Source organism: Brucella sp. TWI432, assembly GCF_039674445.1.
In the GTDB taxonomy this organism is placed as follows: domain Bacteria; phylum Pseudomonadota; class Alphaproteobacteria; order Rhizobiales; family Rhizobiaceae; genus Brucella; species Brucella chromiisoli.
The window spans coordinates 41,629-62,685 of record NZ_JBDJNL010000003.1; the positions used below are offsets into that span (position 1 = coordinate 41,629).

Consider the following 21,057-nt stretch of genomic DNA (forward strand, 5'->3'; position numbering starts at 1 on the left):
TTATGTCATTGCCAATCCTTTGTTGCGGGCAATTTATCCGTCAGATTAAAACTTACAGAAAAAAACAGCAGCGCGCTTATTTCTTGAGTATTGCCGCTGTCTGTTGTGAGCGCTTTATTTGTTTGGTCGGTTTGGTAAAGGGACGTGCCACACGCCATAGCAGAAGTACTGCGACAATTGCTGCATAGATGATTGGCTCTGCGGGCCAGCTTTTGACGGACATGAGGAAATGGAGCGCGCCACCGGCAATGGCTATATAGACCAGTTTGTGCAATGTGACCCAGCGCCGACCGAGCTTGCGGATTGACCACATGTTGGAGGTGAGCGCCAGCGGTATCAAAAGCACAAAGCTGATCATGCCAATGGTGATGAAGGGGCGGCGGATAATATCGGCAATAACCACCTGAATATTGAGAGCCTGATCCAGAACCATATAGACGGCCATATGCATCAGCACATAATAAAAGGCGAGCAATCCGAGTGCCCGGCGATAGCGTAAAAAGCTGATGCCTGTCAGGTCACGGATGGGTGTGACAAGCAGCGTCAGAATCAGAAAGCGGAGCGCCCAAAGCCCAAGCATATGCTCGAAGCTTTTGACAGGATCAGCGCCAAGTTGATTGCTTGCACCTAAATAAAACGCCCAGACAGCCGGAACGAACCCGAGACCATAAAGGCCCCATATTTTCAATTCTGTGATGCGCGCCGATCTGGCTTTTGTGGGTGCCATGTCAGTAGTTTTTCCGCAGATCCATGCCATCGTAAAGCGAAGCAACCTCTTCGGCATAGCCATTGAAGGGCAGGGTGGGGCGTCGGCTGGAGCCAAAGAAACTGCCTTCGCCGATACGCCGCTCTGTTGCCTGTGACCAGCGGGGATGATCCACATCAGGGTTCACATTGGCATAGAAGCCATATTCATTGGCGGCCTGCTGCTGCCATGATGTCGGCGGTTGTTTTTCAACAAAGCTGATTTTGGTGATCGATTTGATGCCCTTGAAACCGTATTTCCATGGCACGACGAGACGAACGGGCGCGCCATTGGCGTTGGGGAGCGTTTCGCCATAAAGGCCGACAGAGAGGATTGTGAGCGGGTGCATGGCTTCATCAAGGCGCAGGCCTTCGACGTAAGGCCAGTTCAAAACCTGAAACAGTCCTGTCTGGCCGGGCATTTCTTCCGGGCGGACCACGCCCGTAAAGGCGATGTATTTTGCAGAACCCAATGGCTCGACCTGCGCGAGCAGGCTTGCCAGCGGAAAGCCAATCCAAGGAATGACCATGGACCAAGCTTCAACGCAACGCATCCGGTAGATGCGCTCTTCAAGCGGCATTTTGGCGATCAGTTCCTGCATGTCGAATTCTTTGGGCTGTTTAACCAAACCATCGACTTTCAATCGCCACGGCAGTGGTTTGAAATTGCCGGAATTGGCGGAAGGGTCGCTCTTGTCTGTGCCAAATTCGTAGAAATTATTGTAGGTTGTAACGGCCTCTTTGGGTGTCAATTTTTCATCGACCTTATAGACGGAAGCCGCTGCCTTTAATGGGTCCGCGAAAGCCGCTGAAGCCAAGCCTGTTGCAGCAAGAGCGCCTGCGCCGATTAACAATTCTCGCCGGCGCAGATAGATATTCTTTGGCGTCACTTCGCTTGAACCAAGATGGGCAGACGAATAACGGCCGGGTTTAAAACTGCTCATAATGAAATCCTTGTTGTCAGGATAATTCGCAGACGTCGTGAGCCTTTCATGCTTTGATGAAAGCAGAGGAAAGGCTCCAACGGTTTCATTGTCGCATTTTCCACGCAAAAGGCGCACGCATTTTTGTTTGTGATGCTTATTGTTACGCTAAACACGTCAAAAACATGGATTTTTTATACCCCTTTTTTATGCTCGCAGTTTTTTGATGATGATGCATGTGTAACACGAATGTGACAATCGGTAATTTTCCGTGTTTTTGTCACAATCTTGCTTAATCAATGTTGTTAAGGAGCTGCTATGCAGAACTGGCAGAGGGTGTAACGCACCCGGGTGGAGCTGTCTTAAAACCTTCGTTAACATATCAGTGGCAAGTTGAGCTTATGGTAAAGAAGACGTTTATAGCTGCCATGATGATGGCGCTTACAGCAACAACAGGGACCGCCCTTGCGGAAGGGTTGCCCAAGCCGATTAAGGTTGTGAGCAAGTCCCAGAGCTTGGCTGTCAGGGGCATTTCCGCCTCGATGAAAAATGAAATTGGCACTCCCCAGCTTGGTGAGGGCGTAACGATGCGCGATAAAAAGATGGACGCTGAAACAACTCCCGAACATAATTTTTCGCGTAGCAAGCGCTTCATTTATCGCTTCTACAAGCCTGAGAATGTCTCCAATGAGCTGGTTATTCTGCTGCATGGTTCGGGCGGCAATGAAGCAAGTCTTGTGCCGATGGCTTCCAAGATCTGGCCACGTGCAACGCTTCTGGGTATTCGCGGACGTGTCATGCAGGATGGCGGCACGCGCTGGTACAAGCGCCTTACACCGGTCAAGTTTGACCAAAAAGATGTGAAACTTGAAGCCAATGCATTCGTGACCTTCCTTTCGCGTCTTGCCGACGAAAAAGAGCTGGATCTGCCGCATGCGACTTTTGTTGGTTACTCCAACGGGGCCAATCTTCTGGCTGCAACGATGATGCTGCACCCGGATCTGGTGAAGCGCGCTGTGCTGATGCGGTCAATGCCGGTTCTCGACAATGTGCCGGTTGCCAATCTTAGCAAAGCGCGTGTGCTGACGATTACAGGTCAGGAAGACAAGCTTTATTCGCCATTTGCGCCGGCGCTGTCAGCGTTGTTGCGCTCTGGCGGTGCGAAGGTTGATGCCCGTACAATCGAGGCTGATCATATGCTTGGTGAAAAAGATGCGGCTGCAATCAGTCAATGGGTTGCGTCGCTGGGTCCGGACGGTGGGTCAACCGTTACGATGAAAGCGAAGTAATAACAAAAGGCCCCAATCGGGGCCTCTTGTTTAACGACCTTGTTCAGGTGGTTGTTATATCTATCACGCCACAATCGCCCGTTTCAGAGCCGAATGCCAGACGGCTGCCCTGATTGTCCCAGCCCATGCTGGTGATGGCACCTTTGCCACCACGACGCAGCAATACTTCCTTCTGATCTTCAAACCGCACCAGAAGAATCATGCCGTCATTATAACCGATGGCTGCAATGTCTTCGATCGGGTGACAGGCAACAGCCGTGACCATGCTGTCGCCGCGCAGGCCAAGTTCCAGCGGAGCCTTGCCCATCGGGCCGTCTTTGCCGGCAAAAGGCCAGACGATTGCAGCCGGTGCACCGGAGGTGGCAAGCCATTTGCCCTTCACGCTCCATGACCAGTCCTTGACCTTGGCCGGATAGCCGGTCATGCGCATGTGCCGGCTGTCTTCCAGACGCCAGCCATGCAGTGCATTTTCCTGCATCGATGTAATCAGGAAGCGGCCGTCTGGCGAGAAAATCACGTCGATATGGGCGCCTTTCCACTCAAGTTCGACAGGTTTTGCTTCTGTGCCGGTCCAGATCAAGGTTGCACCATTGTAGCGTGCGATTGCCAGACGCTGACCTTTTGGCGCAAAAGCAATGCCTTCGACACTGCGTTCCTGCACAAACTCCTGCACTTTGCCATTGGATGGGCGCACCCATGCCGAGCGGCCAGAGGCAAAAGCCACGGTTCCGCTGGGGCCGCTTGCAACTGCGGTCATCCACTTGCGTGGCACTTTTGCAAGTTCCGTGACCGTACCATCCGATGCGGTCTGGCAAACGCGGCCATCTTCACCGCCTGTTAGCAGCGCTTTGCCGTCAAAGGTCAGCGTTGCACTGAGAAGGCCGTCATGAGCGGTGCTGGTTTGGTGGCCATTGTCCAGCCGGTGGACAGTGCCATCGGCCAGAGCAAAGAAGGGATTGCCGCTGATAAAGCGTGCATAAAGGCAATGACCATCAAGGTCGAGCGGGGCAACTGTAGGCATCAGAGTCCAATTTTACTGAGATTGGCAGTTTTCAAAACCGGCTTTGAGCGCAGCTGCATCGAGCTGACGTCCGATGAAGACGAGACGGCTTTCATGCTTTTCTTCCGGTTTCCATGCGCGCTGGTGATCACCTTCGATGATCATATGGACGCCCTGAACCACGTAGCGGTCCGGATCGTCCTTGAACGCGATAATACCCTTGAGACGCAGAATGTTTGGACCCTGTGTCTGTGTGATATTCTGAATCCAGGGGAAGAACTTCGCCGGGTCAATCTCACCCGCACGCAGCGATACGGATGTCACTGTTACATCATGGATCGGCGATGCATGGTGATGATCGTGATCATGGTGGTGGTGATGTTCATGCCCGTGATCATGATCGCAGTCTGGGCCGCAGGTATGGTCATGGTCGTGACCATGATGGTGGTGATGTGCATGGCCGTGATCGTGATCGCAATCAGGGCCGCAAACGTGATCCGGGTGGTCGTGATCAAGGAAGTGCGGATCGTTTTCAAGCGCACGTTTGAGATCGAAAGCGCCGCGATCAAGCACGCGGTCCAGCGCGATTGCAGAGCGTTCGGTCCGATGAATGATCGCGTGCGGATTGATCGCGCGGACAGTGGCTTCAACAGCGGCCAGTTCTTCCGGCGTGACCAGATCGGTCTTGTTGATCAGAACAACATCGGCAAATGCAATCTGGTCTTCTGCTTCGCGGCTGTCTTTGAGGCGCAGGGGCAGGTGCTTTGCATCAACCAGAGCGACAACGGCATCAAGAACCGTTTTGGCGCGGACATCGTCGTCCATGAAGAAAGTCTGCGCGACAGGAACCGGATCGGCAAGGCCGGTTGTTTCAACGATAATCGCATCAAAACGGCCCGGACGGCGCATCAGGCCTTGCACAACGCGAATCAAATCGCCGCGCACGGTGCAGCAGATGCAGCCATTGTTCATTTCATAGATTTCTTCGTCCGACTCAACGATCAGATCATTGTCGATGCCGATTTCGCCGAATTCGTTGACGATAACCGCATAGCGCTTGCCGTGATTTTCGGTGAGGATGCGGTTGAGAAGCGTCGTTTTACCCGAACCCAGATATCCGGTCAGAACGGTAACGGGAATACGCCCAGCTTCTTTGCCAGCGTCTGTGATCGACTTGTCCTGAGTTTGGGCTTCAGCCTGGCTCATTGTTCATGCCTCTTGAAGTTGCTGCCTTCGGGTGCGCGCACATGAACGCTGCCGAGGCTTCAGATCGGTTATTTCATATAAGGGAAGGTACGGCTGAATGCTATATGCAACGCTATAATATTACATGGCTTGCGATCACGTTCTCGCCAATTGATCTGATGAAAAGCGCGAAAGGTCGAACTGATCGACATCACGCAGAAGCTCGATAAAGCCTGTGACGGCATGCGCGAGGATTTTCTCACCAGCCTCTGCGGTTGCAACTGCTGCATTGCCAGCAACGCCTTGCGTATTCAGATCATGCATCTTCCAGCCGAAAGCATGCGGTCCATAGGCACGCAAATGCTTGAATTCTTTTGTAAAGTCGGATTGCGCATTGGCGAAGTGCTGGGCCTTTGACATATCAACCAGATCGGGACGCAGTGCCAGCATGACCGAGGTTTCGATAAAACCGCCATGAATATCAAGCGATTTGTCTTCCGGCGCAATCAACCCTTCCGGCAGCCCGAAGCGCGTCCAGCTTGTTGCTACGGCCAGCATATCAAGGCGGGTGCGAAGCTCGGTTGCAACAATTGTCATCAGCGGTGCGTTGCCGCCGTGCGCATTGAGCATGACCAGCTTGCGAATGCCGCCTGCATGAAGGTTTTCCCCGATGCCGATCCATTGATTGACGGCTTCCGAGAAGGCAAGGCTTTGCGTGCCTTCGACGTCCATATGTTCAATGGAATAGCCAACCGGCTGCGCAGGCAGGAAATTGACGTTGAGATCGGCGGGCAATGCGTCGTTGACGCGCGCGACAATGCCTTCAGCGATGATCGTATCTGTTTCGAATGGCAGATGAGGGCCGTGCTGCTCGTGAGCGCCAAGGGGCAGGACGACGATCATGTCGCTGTTCTGGTCGCGCGGGTTACGCATATTTCTCTCCGTGCTGAATATTTTTAAACGAACAGCATGAGTCTAAAGGTGATCGATTAAAACAGCAAACGGTTGTCTGATTCCGACATTTTGGTTTCGCCGTTCAAAAACTCGTGCAATGTTATCCATCGAATTGCATAAGATTTTTTGAGTTTTCTTCATAACTTCGAAGGCTGCTTCGATTTAATATCTGTGTTTAGAGGTTCATAAGTCGGACAATATTTTACGGTAGATTGCACTTTATTAGTCGGGTGACCAAGGGCGAGGTGGCGATGAGTAAGGACAACAAGGCAGTGATGCTTTACCGGTTGCAGTCAGTGGCGCGTCTTACACGAACCGTATTGGCTACGCGTCTTCTGGAGCTTGGGCTTTATGCCGGTCAGGATGCGTTGATGCTGCAACTGGCATCGGAAGATGGTTTGCCGCCGGGTGTTCTGGCCCAGCGTCTTGGTGTGCGTCCACCGACAATCACCAAAACAATTACCCGGTTGCAGAGTCAGGGCTTTGTGGTCAAACGGGCTTCTGAGACAGATCAGCGCCAATCGCATGTCTATCTCACACCACAGGGTGTCGAAGCGATCCGCATTATTGAAAAGTCTATCAAGAAGACTGAAAAAGACATGCTGAAGGGCTTCGATAAGAAGGAGCGCAAAGCGTTTCTTAAGATGCTTGGGCGCATGGAAAACAATCTTGCTGCACGCGGCGTTGCAGGGCTTATCGATGAAGTCGATAAAGATACTCTCGATGATGACGATATAGAATGAGTGCGCTGCCTTGGAAAGTCGCTGAAAAAACTTTCAATTCAATGATTGCAATGGCATAACCATTTTAAAATGGGATGGCCGCTTCTCTCTTTGAACTGATTGAAGCCATTCCTGTTGTGATTGCAGGAAGATCATTCGGGGAGGCGATTTGGCTCAAAAAATCAAGCTTTCGACCATCGCAGATGCGCTTGGTGTTTCGACAGCCACCGTTTCGCTGGCATTGCGCGACAGCCCGCTTGTCGCAGACCAGACACGTGAAAAAATCAAAGAACACGCCCGCGCGATCGGTTATATCTATAACCGCAGGGCTGCGAGCCTGCGCACATCGCGCTCAGGGATTGTCGGTGTTGTTGTGCATGACATCATGAACCCGTTCTTTGCCGAAATTTTGCGGTCTATTGAAACGGAACTGGATCGCTCGCGGCAGACATTCATTCTTTCCAATCATTATGATCAGTTGGAAAAGCAGCGCACCTTTATGGATACATTGCTTCAGCTTGGCGCGGATGGTGTCATCATGTCGCCTGCTATCGGCACGCCGCCGGAAGATATTCAGCTTGCGGAAGATAACGGCCTGCCGGTTGTGCTGATCGCGCGCAGTGTCGAAGGCGTTCACGCGCCGGTTTTCCGCGGGGATGATGCCTACGGTATTGGTCTTGCAACCAACCATCTGATTTCGCTCGGTCACACGCGGATTGCAATGATTGGTGGTACGGACCAGACGTCGACGGGTCGCGATCGTTATCAGGGTTATTTGCAAGCAATGCAGAAAGCCGGGCTGGAAGTGAAGCCGGAATGGCGCATTTCAGGGCCGCGCACCAAGCAGGCTGGCTTTGAGGTCGCGCCGCAGTTTCTTGCGCTCAAAGACAAGCCGACTGCTGCCGTCTGCTGGAATGATCTCACCGCCATCGGTTTGATGAACGGAATTGCACGGGCAGGTCTCGTTCCGGGTGAAGATATTTCCGTTACCGGCTATGACGATCTGGAAGAGGCGGCCATTGCGACACCCGCACTGACAACGGTGTGGAATGGTCAGCGCGAAGTCGGTCGCCGTGCGGCGCGCGCTTTGCTTGATCAGTTGAACGGCGTTGACGTTTCGCATGATCAGGAACTGATCAAGCCAGAACTGCACATCAGGCAATCGACGTCCAAGCCTAAACAGGTCTGATCTGTCTTGTTAACCGGGCCAGTTCCTCTGGTCCGTTGAATTTTTCTTGAACATAAGGAAAGCGCCCATGGCCCAACGTGAAGCGACCATTCTGGTGCTCGGTAATTTCAACGATTATGCCGTGCAGCGGCTTTCAGGCGAGTTCCATGTCAAGCGCGTTCCTCAGGGGGATGCAGCATTGGTGGAGGCAAGTTGGGCGGGTAATGTCAAAGGCATTGCCAGTATGTCAACGGTGAGTGCAGAATTGATTGATGCACTGCCAAATCTTGAAATTATTGGAAATTTTGGTGTCGGGTACGATGCGGTTGACGCAAAACATGCGGCCAAAAAGCATGTAATGGTCACCAATACACCCGATGTTCTGACAGATGAAGTTGCGGACACGACCATTGGTCTGCTGATCGATACGGTTCGCGAATTGTCAAAATCGCAAGCGTTTTTGCGTGCTGGCGAGTGGGTGAAAAAGGGTCGTTATCCGCTTTCGAAACTATCACTGCGTGGTCGCAAGGTTGGCATTTTCGGTCTTGGCCGCATTGGAAAAGCTGTTGCGCACCGTGTTGAGGCTTTTGGACTGCCGATTTCCTATCACAACCGTCGCAAAGCCGATGATGTAAGCTATGCTTATTATCCAAGTCTGCTTGAGCTTGCGCAGGCTGTCGATACGCTTATTCTGGTGGCGCCGGGTGGTGCAGAAACTGAAAAGGCTGTGAACGCAGATGTTTTAAGCGCGCTTGGAGCAGAAGGTGTGCTGATCAATATCGGTCGTGGTTCAGTTGTTGACGAAGATGCGCTTGCGCAAGCGCTCAATGACGGAACAATTGCCGCAGCCGGTCTCGATGTATTTGCAGATGAGCCAAATGTGCCGCAGGCGCTGCTTGATGCGCCGAACACAGTTTTGCTGCCGCATATCGGCTCAGCATCGGAAAAGACGCGTCAGGGCATGGCAGATCTTGTGATCGACAACCTGATTTCATGGTTCGACAAGGGCGAAGCTTTGACGCCCGTGCCGGAAACTGCACACGTCAAAAAAGGTTGATTTATTGCGGTGTGCGTTGCGCATTGTGCGCACGCACGGCATCGCCAAAGGCTTCAAAAATTTTGCGTGATGGTGCATCGGACTGAACCCAATATTCCGGGTGCCACTGAACACCGACGACGAAGCCCTTGGCATTTTTCACCGAGACTGCTTCAATTGTTCCGTCTTCGGCTATGGCTTCGATTTCAAGCTCCGGTGCCAGTTTGTCGATCGCCTGACGGTGGACCGAATTGACCGTCACATTGTCGGATTTGAGAATTTCGGCCAGACAGGAGTTTGGCGCAATTTTGACCGGATGCTGGAGTGCAAAGCGTTCGGCCTGGCTGTCTGATTGTGGTGCGCGGTGATCCATTCGGCCTTCCAGCTCCTGAATCTCGGTGGCGAGCGTGCCGCCCAAAGCCACATTCAGTTCCTGAATACCGCGGCAGATGGCCAGAACCGGGACGCCTTTTTCAATTGTTGCGCGAATTAATGGAAGCGAAGTTGCATCCCGCGCCTTGTCGTAAGGCTCGAAAGCTTCACTGGGTTCGACGCCATAAAGTTCTGGATTGACGTTGGATTTTGAGCCGGTGACAAGCAGGCCATCCACACCAGCAAGAATCGTATCTGTATCCATCTTTGCACCAAAGCTTGGCACCAGGAGAGGCGTGACTTCCGCGACATCAATTGCAGCCGCCAGATATTGTTCGGGCGCGGAATGCCAGATGTAGTTTTCAAATGGCTTTACATCGGTGGGCACTGCGATGAGGGGGCGAACTGCGTTTTTCATGTTGATTGAAATCCAGGGAAAGGCTTCTTGCTGTGCATATAGTAACGTATATCAGTAATGTCTATAATTGATGAAGAAGATTGTAGGGCTAATGGAGCCTCATATTCTATTGATAACAAGTATTTTTTATCATGCCCCTATGGTCACACAAAGTTGATCCTGCTTTAAATAGTTTGAATAGATTGGCGTCTTTGGGGGGCAAATGACTGACAATCAACTTTTCTCCGTGGCCGGCAAGGTGATTGCGGTTACCGGGGGATCTTCCGGTCTGGGGCGGCGGATGGTTCGGGTGCTTGCGAACCACGGGGCGCACATCGTTTCAATTTCACGCAGTGAAGACAGCGATGTCTTTCTTTGCGATGGTATGGTGCTCAGTGTTGTTGCTGATGTGACGCAGCCAGATGAAATCAGTGCAGCATTCGACGAAGCGGAGCGGGTTCTGGGCCCGATAGATGTTCTCTTCAATAATGCCGGCGTTGCTCATGTTGCGCGCGCGCTCGACACCACCCCGGGCATGCTGGCGCATATGTTCAATGTAAATGTAACGGGAGCGTTTTTCACTGCGCAGGAGGTTGCAAGGCGCATGGTCAAGCGCGGCGCGGGCGGTGCAATCGTCAATACGACCAGCATACTTGCTGAGCGACCGCAAAAAAGTACTGCAGGCTATGCGATGTCCAAGGCCTGTGTGACGCAAATGACGCGTGCATTGGCGCTCGAACTTGCACCCTATGATATACGGGTCAATGCCATCGCTCCGGGCTGGTTTCCAACGCGAATCAATGAGCAACATCTTTTGGGGCCAATCGCATCTTATTTAAAGGCCTCTAATCCTATGAAGCGTTTAGGCGAGATGCAGGACCTTGACGGCGTGGTGCTTATGCTGGCTTCAGAAGCCAGCCGTTATATGACAGGTTCAGTGATTACAATCGACGGTGGTCATACTCTTTAAGGAGCTTATTAAGTTCTTCTAATGTGATCGGTTATTTAATCTGTAAAATACGTGAAATTTGGTCCATGAGTTTCGCTCGGTGGTCTTCTGGTAGTGATTTCTACAGCGCTTTTGTACAGCTTGCATCTTTCTGGTAAAAGGAAATGGCATTTCCAAATATTCAGAATGCTCTGGAATAATATCTCAGGGTTGTATTCTTGATTTGAGGGGCGCGCTTTTAATTTTTCTTGCTTAAAAATAAAATACAGCTGCTGATTGTTGTAATAACAGCTTGTGGTTTAATTTTACGAAAGATATTTTTAAATGATTGGTGGCATATTATCCCTTCTGAAAGGGGTACGATCAACGAAATGTGGCGAAGCCTTCAACCTGAGATACCCGTCGATGTGCGGTTATCATTTTTGCGGTCGCTATATGGCAACCGTACAACATTATGGTTTGGTCTGCTCGCCCATGTTGTGGCGTGTGTCGTCATTTACGTAAAAACTGCTGACTGGCGTTTTCTGGGCTTTGCTGGCTTTTTTACAATTATTGCCCTTGGCCGCCTCTTTGACATGCATAAATTTGACCAGGCAAAACTTGGCAATCTCACGCATGCTGATCTCGACAAGTGGGAAGCGCGTTATCTTGTCGGTGCGTCGTTGGTTTGTCTCACGCTTGGTATGCTGTGCTTCTTCTCAAGCTATGTGCTGCGCGATTCCTTTGCAGAACTTGCAAGCCTGACCATTCTGCTTGCCTCTGTTGTTTCGATTGTGGGGCGCAATTATGCGTCGGCAAAGGCCGTTGCGCTGATGTCGGCCTGTACGCTGTTGCCCGTGCTGGCGGGCCTCATTCTTGCGGGGACTCCCTTTCATATTGTGATTGGCCTGCTGCTGATTCCGTATTTTCTGTCCAATATTCAGATGGCCAACGGATTGCGCGAATTTCTCTTCGCAGCCGTGATGGGCAAGCGGCGTCTGTCGGTGGTGGCCAGTCGTTTTGATGCGGCACTCAACAATATGCCGCAAGGTCTGTTGATGTTTGATGCGCAGCAACGCATCGCGGTGATCAATCACAAAACAAAAGCCTTGTTGAAGATTGCGGAACACACAAAGCTGCGAGGGCGTAAACTTGAAGTCTTGCTGCGTTATTGCATCCGTCAGGGCTTGTTTCCGCATAATGACCTGAGCAATATCGGAGCGCGTATGCGCGATCTTCTGGCGGGTCGCAAATCGCGTGACATTTTTCAGCTTGCGGATGATCGCTACATCGAATGCGTCGCCAACCAGACATCAAATGCCGGTGTGGTGCTGATGTTTGAAGATGTGACGCAACGCGTTGAATCGGAAGTGCGCATTCAGCATATGGCGCGCTTCGACGGTCTGACAGGCCTTCCAAACCGCAATTACTTCGAAACGATGGTGCGTTCGCTGCTCTCGCAAAAAGATTCCGATACGCTTGCGGCCCTCATTGTTATCGACATCAATCATTTCAAGCATGTCAATGATACGCTTGGGCATCATGTCGGCGACACGTTCCTCAGGCTCTTTGCCGAGCGGTTGAGCCTGCTTGATCCGCAGCGTTATGTCGCCTCACGCTTTGGCGGCGATGAATTTGTTGTGTTTGTCTTCAATCTCGACAGTGAAGCTGAAGTCGCGCCTGTGATGGAACATATCATTGCAGTTGTGAGCGGCATTTATGATCTCAATGGTGATCAGATTCAGATGGAGATCAGTGCAGGTGTTGCCACTGAAACTGTCGCAAAATGCGATATTGCCAGCATGCATATGAATGCCGACCTTGCACTTTATGAAGCAAAGGGTGACGAAGGCAGGCAATGGGCGCTGTTTGTCAGTGCCATGGACACCAAATATCGCGGTCGTCAGAAGCTGAAAGCTGATCTGCGACAGGCGATTGCCAACCGTGAAATCAAGGTGGTCTATCAGCCGATTGTCAGTGCGCAGTCACTGCGTGTGGTCGCTTATGAAGCGCTTGCACGCTGGGAGCATTCGGTGCTTGGACCGATCTCTCCAATGGAGTTCATTCCGCTGGCAGAGGAAATCGGGATCATTTCGCAGATAACACGTTTCATGCTTGAGCAAGCCTGTCAGGACTGTATGTCGTGGGGTGATCGTATTGGCGTCTCCGTCAATCTTTCGGCGATTGACCTCAAGAACAGCGATATTGCCCGCGACATTGCCAATGCGTTACAGAAGTCGAAGCTTCCTGCCCGACAGCTTGAAGTCGAGGTAACGGAAAGCGCAATTATTGCCGATCGCAACCAGACTTCGCTTGTTTTGCAGCGTCTCAAAAATGGTGGCATCAATATTGCGCTGGATGATTTCGGAACGGGTTACTCCAGTCTCAGCTACCTCAACAGCCTGCCGTTGACCAAGGTGAAGGTTGATCGCTCGTTTGTGCGGGATATTGCAACCGACCGCCGCTCTCTCATGCTGTTACGCGGTGTTACGCAGCTTTCGCACGAACTGGGGCTGGCTGTGACTGTTGAAGGCGTTGAAACTGAAGAGCAATTGGCTCTGGTCCGCGTTGCTGCCGGTGCCGACCTTGTTCAGGGTTATCTTCTGGGTAAGCCTGTGCCGGCTGATGAAATTCGTTCTTCGTCCGCCAAAGCGATCGCGCATCACGATATTGGGCACACCGTCGCGTAAGATTTTTCATCCGCATAGCCTCACAAGTTATAGTGATTTTCAATAATGATGGAATGATGATGATATAAAATTGTCATAACGCGACAGTTTTATAGAGTATCATTCGAATCACTATTGATGATTTGAGAATATGCGAGGGAGACTATGAGGCGCTATTTTCGTTATTTATTATATGTTTTAGCTCTAATTATTATTGTGGTTGGAGTTGGATCTGCGATTTTCTGGAAGAAAATACATGAATATTGGGCGGTATATCAGTATGCTCAAACATTCAAGCCCGATGTGATTGATGAGAATTTTCGCAATCTTTATAAAAAATATCCCTCCGTTCGCGTGCCTCATACGGCTGATGTGAGTGTGTTGCCGGTAGCAGAGCGCCCTTTGCCGGAAACCTATACTTACAAGGGCGAGACGCGCAATGTTGCGGATTTTCTTAAGCGCACTGATACGACCGGATTTATTGTGCTCAAAGACGGCGTGATTGTGCATGAGGAATATGATCGCGGTAATACGGAAAAGACGCAATCCATTGCGATGTCTCTTTCAAAGTCATTTGTTTCATTTCTGATTGGCAATGCTGTTGCGGATGGGAAGATCAAGCTTGATGAAACGGTCGATCATTACGTGCCGGTGCTTAAAGAAGGTGGCTATAAGGGCGTTACCGTTAAAAACGTGCTGCAAATGTCATCCGGCATTGGTTTTAATGAAAACTATGGCGATCTGAATTCGGATATTGTCCGCTATGTCATACAGATTCTGACCGGCTCGGTTGTGGATTTCACGGCCCACCTCAAGAGTGAGCGGCAGCAGGGGACAGTCAATGAATATGTATCTGCTGACACACAGGTGCTTGCTCTGGTTTTGGAACATGCAACAGGTGTGCCAATACAACAATATTTTCAGGACAGGCTGTGGTCGAGGCTTGGAGCGGAAGCTGATGCCTATTGGCTGGCCGATACTCAGGGAGAGGTTGTTGCCGCGGGTGGCCTGAATGCGGTGCTTCGCGATTATGCGCGATTTGGGTTGCTCTATATGAATGAGGGACGCAATTACCGTGGTGAGCAGCTTGTGCCTGCACAATGGGTTCATGATTCAGTGACGCCGGATGAGCCTTATCTCATGCCCGGACGTCGGATGCCTTCCGGTAAAATAGGTTATGGCTATGGCTATCAGTGGTGGATTCCGGCAGAGCCTGAGGGTGATTTCTGCGGCGTGGGTATTTATGGACAATTCATCTATGTAAACCCCGTGAAAAATGTGGTGATCGTCAAGACATCTGCCTATGCAAACTACAATATTGACGGCCAAGCTATGAAAGATGAGACTATTCACATGTTTCAGTCTTTGGCCAATTCGCTTTAGGCGCTCACTAAAAGCGTGCTCGAATGGCTGTTTATCAGCCATTCGATGCCGAAGTAGACCAAGATTGCCCTGTCAAATCCTGTGATATGGCGAGAAGTTCGCTCCATCTTTGACCGGACTGTGAGAAAACGCGAACTTATACCTTTACACGCTTATAAAGCACCTTATTCTGCGCACTGATTTGACGGGGTGCGGATGCGATTTGAATGAGTAATGAAGCTGTCTCCGGTGGCCAGCCACCGCTATCCAATTTCGCGCGGCAGCTATTGCAGTTTCTGGATCGGGTGGAGTATCGCAGGATTGTGCATGCCGAAGATCTCGAAGAGATCGGGCGTCTGCGTTATCGCTCCTACCGCAGTGCGAATGTGATGCATGAAGCAGACGTGCCATCGATTGTCGATGATGTGGATTGCGACAGCCATGCGTTTGTTTTCGGTATTCATATTGATGGGCAGTTGGTGAGTACATTGCGTATTCATCACATCACGCCAGATCATCGTCGTGGCACAAGCTATGCGCTTTTTCCGGATATTCTTGATCCGCTGCTCAACGCGGGTATGAGCTTTGTCGATCCCACACGGTTTGCAGCCGACCCGGAACTTTTGAGCGAATATCCGGCCATTCCCTATGTCACACTGCGCATTGCTGCAATGGCATCGGAATATTTTGAAGCCGATCAATGTCTTGCATCGGTCAAACCAGAGCACATGGCCTTCTATAAACGCATTTTCGGAACAAGTGTTATGGCCGAAGCGCGTGAGCACGAGGGCTATGGGATCCGGGTCGGGCTGGGAGCCGCTCCCATTCGCAATATTCGCGATGCCGTTGCTGTCCGCTTTCCTTTTTTCAAGTCGCAACCGCACGAGCGGCGCGCTATGTTTGGTGAGCTGGTTAATGGCGTTGGCCCGCTGACTATTCTGCCGACAGCGAAATATACGGGGCTTGGCGTATAATGCTTCATACGCACGATTATTGCATTTGATTATTTAAATCTTTTTGAAAGTTGCCTTAAATATTTAAATGTAGCACTTTTTGAAAAATGCCGTTAGGTAAGTGCAGGAGCCGCGCTATGCGGATCGAGGGGCGCTGCGACAATGGGCCGGGCAGGAAAGCGGTAAGCCGCTCCGGTTCATGTTGAATGCGCGTTGAAGATTGAGAATATTGTGGCTAAGAATAGTCAAAATATTTCAATGGGTGGAACTAAAAATGGCAGAACATCATACCGCAGCACCGGCTGAACTTGGCGCGAAGATGGATTATTCCGAGCATGAGAAAACTTATGCCGGTTTCACAAGCGTATTTAAATGGGGCACCGTGGCGCTTGTTGCGCTTCTGGCTTCCATGGCGTTCGGCTTTTTTGCGGGTGGTGCTTTCGCCGCATCCGTTCTTTTTGTCCTTATCTGCGTTGCTGCCTGGTTCATCCTCTAAGGATATAAAGCCGGAATAATCGCGTGATTTGATCGAATGCCTTGGTAAGGGTGCCGTTTGCGCCTCACCGGGGCTTTATGCATGTCGTTTGTTTGATAATTTGATGGGGTATCTTCCCGGATGCCCTGAATTCCGCCCGGCTGTGACGCCGGATCAAGCCACGAAAGGGAAACCAGTTGGCCCAGACTATATTCATTCCGAAAGAGAGTGATCCCAACGAGACCCGCGTTGCGGCATCTGCCGAGACGGTGAAGAAATTCATCGCGCTTGGTTTTGATGTCGTGGTGGAAAAAGGCGCAGGCGAAAAATCACGTATCATTGATACCGAGTTTGTCACTGCGGGTGCGCGCATAGGCACTGCGGCGGATGCCAAAGCGGCAGACGTGATCCTGAAAGTGCGCCGACCGAATGATGCGGAGCTTAAGGGGTATAAGTCGGGTGCAGCGCTTTTCGCGATGCTTGATCCTTACGGCCACGAAGATGCTGTGGCAGCACTTGGCAAGGCTGGAATTTCGGCATTCACGATGGAATTCATGCCACGCATAACGCGCGCGCAGGTGATGGACGTGTTGTCATCGCAGGCCAATCTGGCTGGCTATCAGGCTGTCATTGATGCTTCGGAAGTTTATGACCGTGCTATGCCGATGATGATGACGGCGGCTGGCACCGTGCCTGCTGCCCGTGTCTTTGTCATGGGGGCGGGCGTTGCAGGGCTTCAGGCGATTGCGACTGCTCGTCGTTTGGGTGCGGTTGTGACTGCAACCGATGTTCGCCCGGCGGCAAAAGAGCAGGTGGCTTCGCTTGGCGCGAAGTTCATCGCTGTCGAGGATGAGGAATTCAAGGCGGCGGAAACCTCCGGCGGCTATGCCAAGGAAATGTCGAAGGAATATCAGGCGAAGCAGGCGGCACTTGTTGCTGACCATATTGCCAAGCAGGATATCGTCATTACCACGGCACTTATTCCGGGTCGTGCCGCCCCGCGTCTTGTTTCAAAGGAAATGGTTGCGGCCATGCGTCCGGGGTCTGTGCTGGTCGATCTGGCAGTTGAACGCGGCGGCAATGTTGAAGGTGCTGTTGCCGGACAGATTGCGGAAGTTAACGGCGTGAAGATTGTGGGGTATCTCAACGTACCGGGCCGGATTGCAGCGACTGCTTCGCAGCTCTACGCACGCAATCTTTACGCATTCCTCGAAACGCTGGTCGATAAGGAAGCAAAGCTTCTGAAAATTGATCCGCAGGAAGAGCTGATCAAGGCAACGCTTCTGACCCATGAGGGCAAGGTCGTGCATCCGGCGTTTGCCAAGGCCGAAGCCGAAATAGCGCCGGCAGTCGTGGCTGAGAAGGTCGCCAAGCCAAAAACAGCAGCGAAGCCAAAGGCACCTGCTTTGGAAGCGGCTGCCGAAAAGCCTGTAGCGAAGAGAACCCGGAAAGCGCCCGCAAAAGCTGCAAAAACTTCTGCTGATGGAGGAGAGGCATAATGTCCGATACAGCACTCGAAAAAGCTCTTGAGAGCCTCAATCAGGCGGCAGAGGCCGTAAGGCAGGCAGCGGAAAATGCAGGCGGTTTAGGTGATGCAGCCGCTGCTGCAGCCCATGCCGCTTCCGGTGGAGTGGTCGATCCGTTTGTCTTCCGCCTTGCGATTTTTGTTCTGTCGATTTTCGTCGGTTATTACGTTGTCTGGTCGGTGACGCCTGCGCTGCATACGCCGCTTATGGCTGTCACCAACGCCATTTCATCGGTGATCGTGGTTGGCGCACTTCTTGCAGTCGGCCTGTCGCTTTCGGGCTGGGCAACCGGCTTCGGCTTCATCGCGCTCATCCTTGCCAGCGTGAATATTTTCGGCGGCTTCCTCGTTACCCAACGCATGCTTGCCATGTACAAGAAAAAAGAAAAGTGAGGGCTGAGCCATCATGAGCGTTAATCTCGCAGCCTTCCTTTATCTCGTCTCCGGTGTCCTGTTCATTCTGGCACTGCGCGGCCTGTCGCACCCAACCACCAGCCGTCAGGGTAATACCTATGGTATGATCGGTATGGGTATTTCCATTGTCACCACGCTGCTGCTGGCACGCCCAAGCTTTGGCGGTCTGGTGATGATCATTCTTGGTATCGGCATTGGTGGCGGTATCGGTGCCGTGATTGCGCGCCGCATTGCGATGACGGCCATGCCGCAGCTTGTGGCGGCCTTCCACTCGCTGATCGGTCTTGCAGCCGTGCTCGTTGCTGCCGCAGCCCTTTATTCACCGCATTCCTTTGGCATTGGCGAAGTGGGTCAAATCCACGGTCAGGCGCTGATTGAAATGTCGCTGGGTGTTGCGATTGGTGCAATCACCTTTACCGGTTCGATTATTGCGTTCCTGAAACTTGATGGCCGCATGTCGGGCAAGCCGATCATGTTGCCGGGACGCCATGTCATCAATGCGGCCCTTGCTGCTGCAATTGTGATCCTGATTGCTGTTCTGACCAACACCGAAAGCCATTTCGTGTTCTGGCTGATCGTTATTCTGGCGCTGGTATTCGGTGTGCTGATCATTATCCCGATTGGCGGCGCGGATATGCCGGTTGTCGTTTCCATGCTCAACTCCTATTCGGGCTGGGCTGCGGCAGGCATTGGCTTCACGCTTGGCAATCTGGCGCTGATTATCACTGGTGCGCTGGTCGGCTCATCGGGTGCGATTCTGTCCTACATCATGTGTAAAGGCATGAACCGCTCGTTCATCTCGGTTATTCTGGGTGGCTTTGGCGGTGACGTGACAGCAAGTGGTGGCGGTGAAGTGGAACAGCGTCCGGTCAAACAGGGTTCGGCAGATGATGCAGCCTTCATCATGAAGAATGCATCCAAGGTCATCATCGTTCCGGGTTACGGTATGGCGGTGGCACAGGCACAGCACGCGCTGCGTGAAATGGCCGACAAGCTGAAAGCCGAAGGCGTGGAAGTGAAATACGCAATCCACCCTGTTGCCGGTCGTATGCCGGGTCACATGAACGTGCTGTTGGCCGAAGCCAACGTGCCTTATGATGAAGTGTTCGAACTTGAAGACATCAATTCGGAATTTGCGACGGCTGATGTTGCCTTCGTGATTGGCGCGAATGACGTAACCAATCCGGCAGCGAAGACTGATCCGCAATCGCCGATCTTCGGTATGCCGATCCTTGATGTCGACAAGGCCGGTACGGTGCTGTTCATCAAGCGCGGCATGGGCTCAGGCTATGCGGGCGTGGAAAATGAGCTGTTCTTCCGCGATAACACCATGATGCTGTTTGCAGATGCGAAAAAGATGGTCGAAAGCATAGTTAAGGCTCTCGATCACTAGGCCTTTGATATTCGGGTTCTGGCAGCCTGCAAATGGCGAGGTTCTGCGCTTCCGGTGCGCATGTACGTTCAGTACATTCCGCTCCGGTTCTCGAACCTCACCATTTTAGGCTCGCCATTTCCCGAATCTCATAAGGCCACGGTGCTCTGGCAACAAACAAAAACGGCGGCTTCGAGCCGCCGTTTTTGTTTTTGCTGGTAATTTTCGATCAGCCGTAGATCATTTTGTCCTGCAAAGCGCGCAGCTCGGCGATCTTTGAGCCGGGTTGCGGTACTGCATTGGTATAGGTGATGAGTTCACCCTTCTTGATCGATGCGGTGACGGTGCCATTTTGCAGCAGGCCGCACGGAATGGCTTTCGCGGCCCGTGCTTCCGGCGTGGTCATGATCCATGAGCGATAGCAATATTGGCCAATCGCATCGAGCTTTTCGCCCGGCTGCAAATCTCTCTTTGCCACCGCGCAGACTTCTGCCACTGGCTTTGGCAGTGGCACCATGTCGGATTTGCCGTATAGGACTGCACGCGCGACTGTCAGCGGTACCTCAAGCGATGTAAGGTGGTAGGGGCGGTGGAAGGTGAAATAGGGCCCTTTGCCGATTTTCAGGTCTTCAAGCCGTTCATTCAGGCGCGGGTGGTCCATCTTGGCCACAACAAACACGCCCGGCGAAACGCCTTTGCCGATCGAATAATCAACCACGCCGCTTTTGCTGAGAACGCCGCCATCCGCCTGTGGGATGAGCGTGCTGCTCAACTGGTCAATACTGGCGCGCGGGCCGTGCATGCCAGCAATATCTGGAACAAGGCCTGTTGCATTGGCAATGGCTGCCATCTCGACCATGGTTTTTGAGCCATCGATGAATTCGACCAGCAGGCGGACATTCATGTTCCGGCGGTCGGCTTCTTCTTGATAATCATCAGGGATGGCATCAAAATTGAGCGGGTTGTTCTTGCCCTTGCCAGCAGAGACCACTTCATAACCAAGCGCTGAAACGAACTCTATCAGCTCCATGCAGGAGGAGGGTTCGTCGCCAGCACCCAGCGAATAGATCACGCCTTGCTTGTCGGCCTGTGCCTTGAGGTAAGGTCCGATGGTGACATCGGCTTCGACATTCATCATCACAAGATGCTTGCCGTGCTCAATCGCCTTGATGCCGGTTTCAGCGCCCACTTCCGGAATGCCGGTTGCATCGATAATGACATCAATCAGCGGATTGGAAAGGATCAGATCATTGTCGCCGGTGACGGCAATCTTGCCGCTCTCAATGGCGCTGGTCATAGTGCTTTCAGTGCTGGCTTCTTTGGCGTTGTCTTCGTTACCATAGGCAGTGCGCACAGCCTTGAATGTGTTCGGCAGCCGACGCGCGGAAAGCGCGCCGACTTCGATGCCGGGCATACGGGCAACCTGTGTGACGATATCTGTGCCCATCTCGCCAGCACCGATAAGGCCGATGCGGATTGGTTTTCCTGTTTCTGCGCGTGCCTGCAAGTCCCGCGCCAGTCCAACCAGTGCCACATTCGTCGTCATGAGAGTCTCCGCGATAATTTTGT

The 21,057-nt window shown here is 52.1% G+C and carries 19 protein-coding genes; 12 read left to right on the forward strand and 7 right to left on the reverse strand.

The window, feature by feature from the left end:
* Positions 1 to 76: 76 nt before the first annotated feature.
* Positions 77 to 727: a protein-methionine-sulfoxide reductase heme-binding subunit MsrQ gene (msrQ, locus tag ABE527_RS07445; RefSeq protein ID WP_499696535.1), complete on the reverse strand. Its 651-nt coding sequence runs from the start codon at positions 725 to 727 to the stop codon at positions 77 to 79.
* Position 728: 1 nt separating this feature from the next.
* A complete protein-coding gene (gene msrP, locus ABE527_RS07450; protein ID WP_265986512.1) occupies positions 729 to 1,688 on the reverse strand; it encodes a protein-methionine-sulfoxide reductase catalytic subunit MsrP in 960 nt (319 codons plus the stop codon).
* Positions 1,689 to 2,068: 380 nt separating this feature from the next.
* Here msrP and ABE527_RS07455 point away from each other — a divergent pair, with 380 nt between their 5' ends.
* On the forward strand, positions 2,069 to 2,956 hold the full coding sequence (locus tag ABE527_RS07455) for an alpha/beta hydrolase (RefSeq protein WP_499696536.1): 888 nt from the start codon (positions 2,069 to 2,071) through the stop codon (positions 2,954 to 2,956).
* A gap of 43 nt (positions 2,957 to 2,999) precedes the next feature.
* Here ABE527_RS07455 and ABE527_RS07460 read toward each other — a convergent pair whose 3' ends face one another.
* The 3 genes from ABE527_RS07460 to ABE527_RS07470 all read right to left on the reverse strand — a co-directional run bounded on the left by ABE527_RS07460 (position 3,000) and on the right by ABE527_RS07470 (position 6,074).
* Positions 3,000 to 3,977, reverse strand: coding sequence for a WD40 repeat domain-containing protein (locus ABE527_RS07460; RefSeq protein ID WP_499696537.1), 978 nt, complete (start codon positions 3,975 to 3,977; stop codon positions 3,000 to 3,002).
* A gap of 12 nt (positions 3,978 to 3,989) precedes the next feature.
* Positions 3,990 to 5,162 carry a CobW family GTP-binding protein gene (locus tag ABE527_RS07465; RefSeq protein WP_499696538.1) on the reverse strand — a complete coding sequence of 391 codons (1,173 nt, stop codon included), beginning with the start codon at positions 5,160 to 5,162 and terminating at the stop codon, positions 3,990 to 3,992.
* 135 nt (positions 5,163 to 5,297) lie between these two features.
* The gene (locus tag ABE527_RS07470; RefSeq protein WP_499696539.1) at positions 5,298 to 6,074 is read right to left on the reverse strand and encodes a creatininase family protein; all 777 of its coding nucleotides are present in this window, start codon (positions 6,072 to 6,074) and stop codon (positions 5,298 to 5,300) included.
* Positions 6,075 to 6,346: 272 nt separating this feature from the next.
* On the opposite strand from ABE527_RS07470, the gene ABE527_RS07475 reads away from it, so the two are divergent.
* The 3 genes from ABE527_RS07475 (at position 6,347) to ABE527_RS07485 (ending at position 9,042) form a co-directional block, all read left to right on the forward strand.
* Positions 6,347 to 6,838, forward strand: coding sequence for a MarR family winged helix-turn-helix transcriptional regulator (locus ABE527_RS07475; RefSeq protein ID WP_499696540.1), 492 nt, complete (start codon positions 6,347 to 6,349; stop codon positions 6,836 to 6,838).
* A 148-nt stretch (positions 6,839 to 6,986) separates the two neighbouring features.
* The gene (locus tag ABE527_RS07480; RefSeq protein ID WP_265986518.1) at positions 6,987 to 8,006 is read left to right on the forward strand and encodes a LacI family DNA-binding transcriptional regulator; all 1,020 of its coding nucleotides are present in this window, start codon (positions 6,987 to 6,989) and stop codon (positions 8,004 to 8,006) included.
* Positions 8,007 to 8,073: 67 nt separating this feature from the next.
* Positions 8,074 to 9,042: a 2-hydroxyacid dehydrogenase gene (locus ABE527_RS07485; protein WP_499696541.1), complete on the forward strand. Its 969-nt coding sequence runs from the start codon at positions 8,074 to 8,076 to the stop codon at positions 9,040 to 9,042.
* A gap of 1 nt (position 9,043) precedes the next feature.
* On the opposite strand, the gene ABE527_RS07490 is transcribed toward ABE527_RS07485, so the two are convergent.
* Positions 9,044 to 9,811 (reverse strand): gamma-glutamyl-gamma-aminobutyrate hydrolase family protein, encoded by a 768-nt coding sequence (locus ABE527_RS07490; protein WP_499696542.1) that lies wholly within the window; start codon positions 9,809 to 9,811, stop codon positions 9,044 to 9,046.
* A 202-nt stretch (positions 9,812 to 10,013) separates the two neighbouring features.
* On the opposite strand from ABE527_RS07490, the gene ABE527_RS07495 reads away from it, so the two are divergent.
* The 8 genes from ABE527_RS07495 to ABE527_RS07530 all read left to right on the forward strand — a co-directional run bounded on the left by ABE527_RS07495 (position 10,014) and on the right by ABE527_RS07530 (position 19,509).
* Positions 10,014 to 10,760 (forward strand): SDR family NAD(P)-dependent oxidoreductase, encoded by a 747-nt coding sequence (locus ABE527_RS07495; protein WP_499696543.1) that lies wholly within the window; start codon positions 10,014 to 10,016, stop codon positions 10,758 to 10,760.
* 350 nt (positions 10,761 to 11,110) lie between these two features.
* Complete coding sequence (locus tag ABE527_RS07500) at positions 11,111 to 13,408, forward strand: putative bifunctional diguanylate cyclase/phosphodiesterase (RefSeq protein ID WP_499694052.1); 2,298 nt, start codon at positions 11,111 to 11,113, stop codon at positions 13,406 to 13,408.
* Positions 13,409 to 13,552: 144 nt separating this feature from the next.
* On the forward strand, positions 13,553 to 14,770 hold the full coding sequence (locus ABE527_RS07505; RefSeq protein WP_499696544.1) for a serine hydrolase domain-containing protein: 1,218 nt from the start codon (positions 13,553 to 13,555) through the stop codon (positions 14,768 to 14,770).
* 206 nt (positions 14,771 to 14,976) lie between these two features.
* Positions 14,977 to 15,723 carry an N-acyl amino acid synthase FeeM domain-containing protein gene (locus ABE527_RS07510; protein ID WP_265986523.1) on the forward strand — a complete coding sequence of 249 codons (747 nt, stop codon included), beginning with the start codon at positions 14,977 to 14,979 and terminating at the stop codon, positions 15,721 to 15,723.
* Positions 15,724 to 15,976: 253 nt separating this feature from the next.
* Positions 15,977 to 16,198 carry an aa3-type cytochrome c oxidase subunit IV gene (locus tag ABE527_RS07515; protein WP_499694051.1) on the forward strand — a complete coding sequence of 74 codons (222 nt, stop codon included), beginning with the start codon at positions 15,977 to 15,979 and terminating at the stop codon, positions 16,196 to 16,198.
* Positions 16,199 to 16,374: 176 nt separating this feature from the next.
* On the forward strand, positions 16,375 to 17,676 hold the full coding sequence (locus ABE527_RS07520) for a Re/Si-specific NAD(P)(+) transhydrogenase subunit alpha (RefSeq protein ID WP_499696545.1): 1,302 nt from the start codon (positions 16,375 to 16,377) through the stop codon (positions 17,674 to 17,676).
* Positions 17,676 to 18,095 carry an NAD(P) transhydrogenase subunit alpha part 2 gene (locus tag ABE527_RS07525; protein WP_265986526.1) on the forward strand — a complete coding sequence of 140 codons (420 nt, stop codon included), beginning with the start codon at positions 17,676 to 17,678 and terminating at the stop codon, positions 18,093 to 18,095. The genes ABE527_RS07520 and ABE527_RS07525 overlap by 1 nt, the downstream gene beginning before the upstream one ends.
* A 13-nt stretch (positions 18,096 to 18,108) precedes the next feature.
* Positions 18,109 to 19,509, forward strand: coding sequence for an NAD(P)(+) transhydrogenase (Re/Si-specific) subunit beta (locus ABE527_RS07530; RefSeq protein WP_265986527.1), 1,401 nt, complete (start codon positions 18,109 to 18,111; stop codon positions 19,507 to 19,509).
* A gap of 208 nt (positions 19,510 to 19,717) precedes the next feature.
* On the opposite strand, the gene ABE527_RS07535 is transcribed toward ABE527_RS07530, so the two are convergent.
* Entirely contained in the window at positions 19,718 to 21,034 is a 1,317-nt protein-coding gene (locus tag ABE527_RS07535; protein WP_499696546.1) for a 1-deoxy-D-ribulose 5-phosphate reductoisomerase, read from the reverse strand.
* Positions 21,035 to 21,057 lie beyond the last annotated feature (23 nt).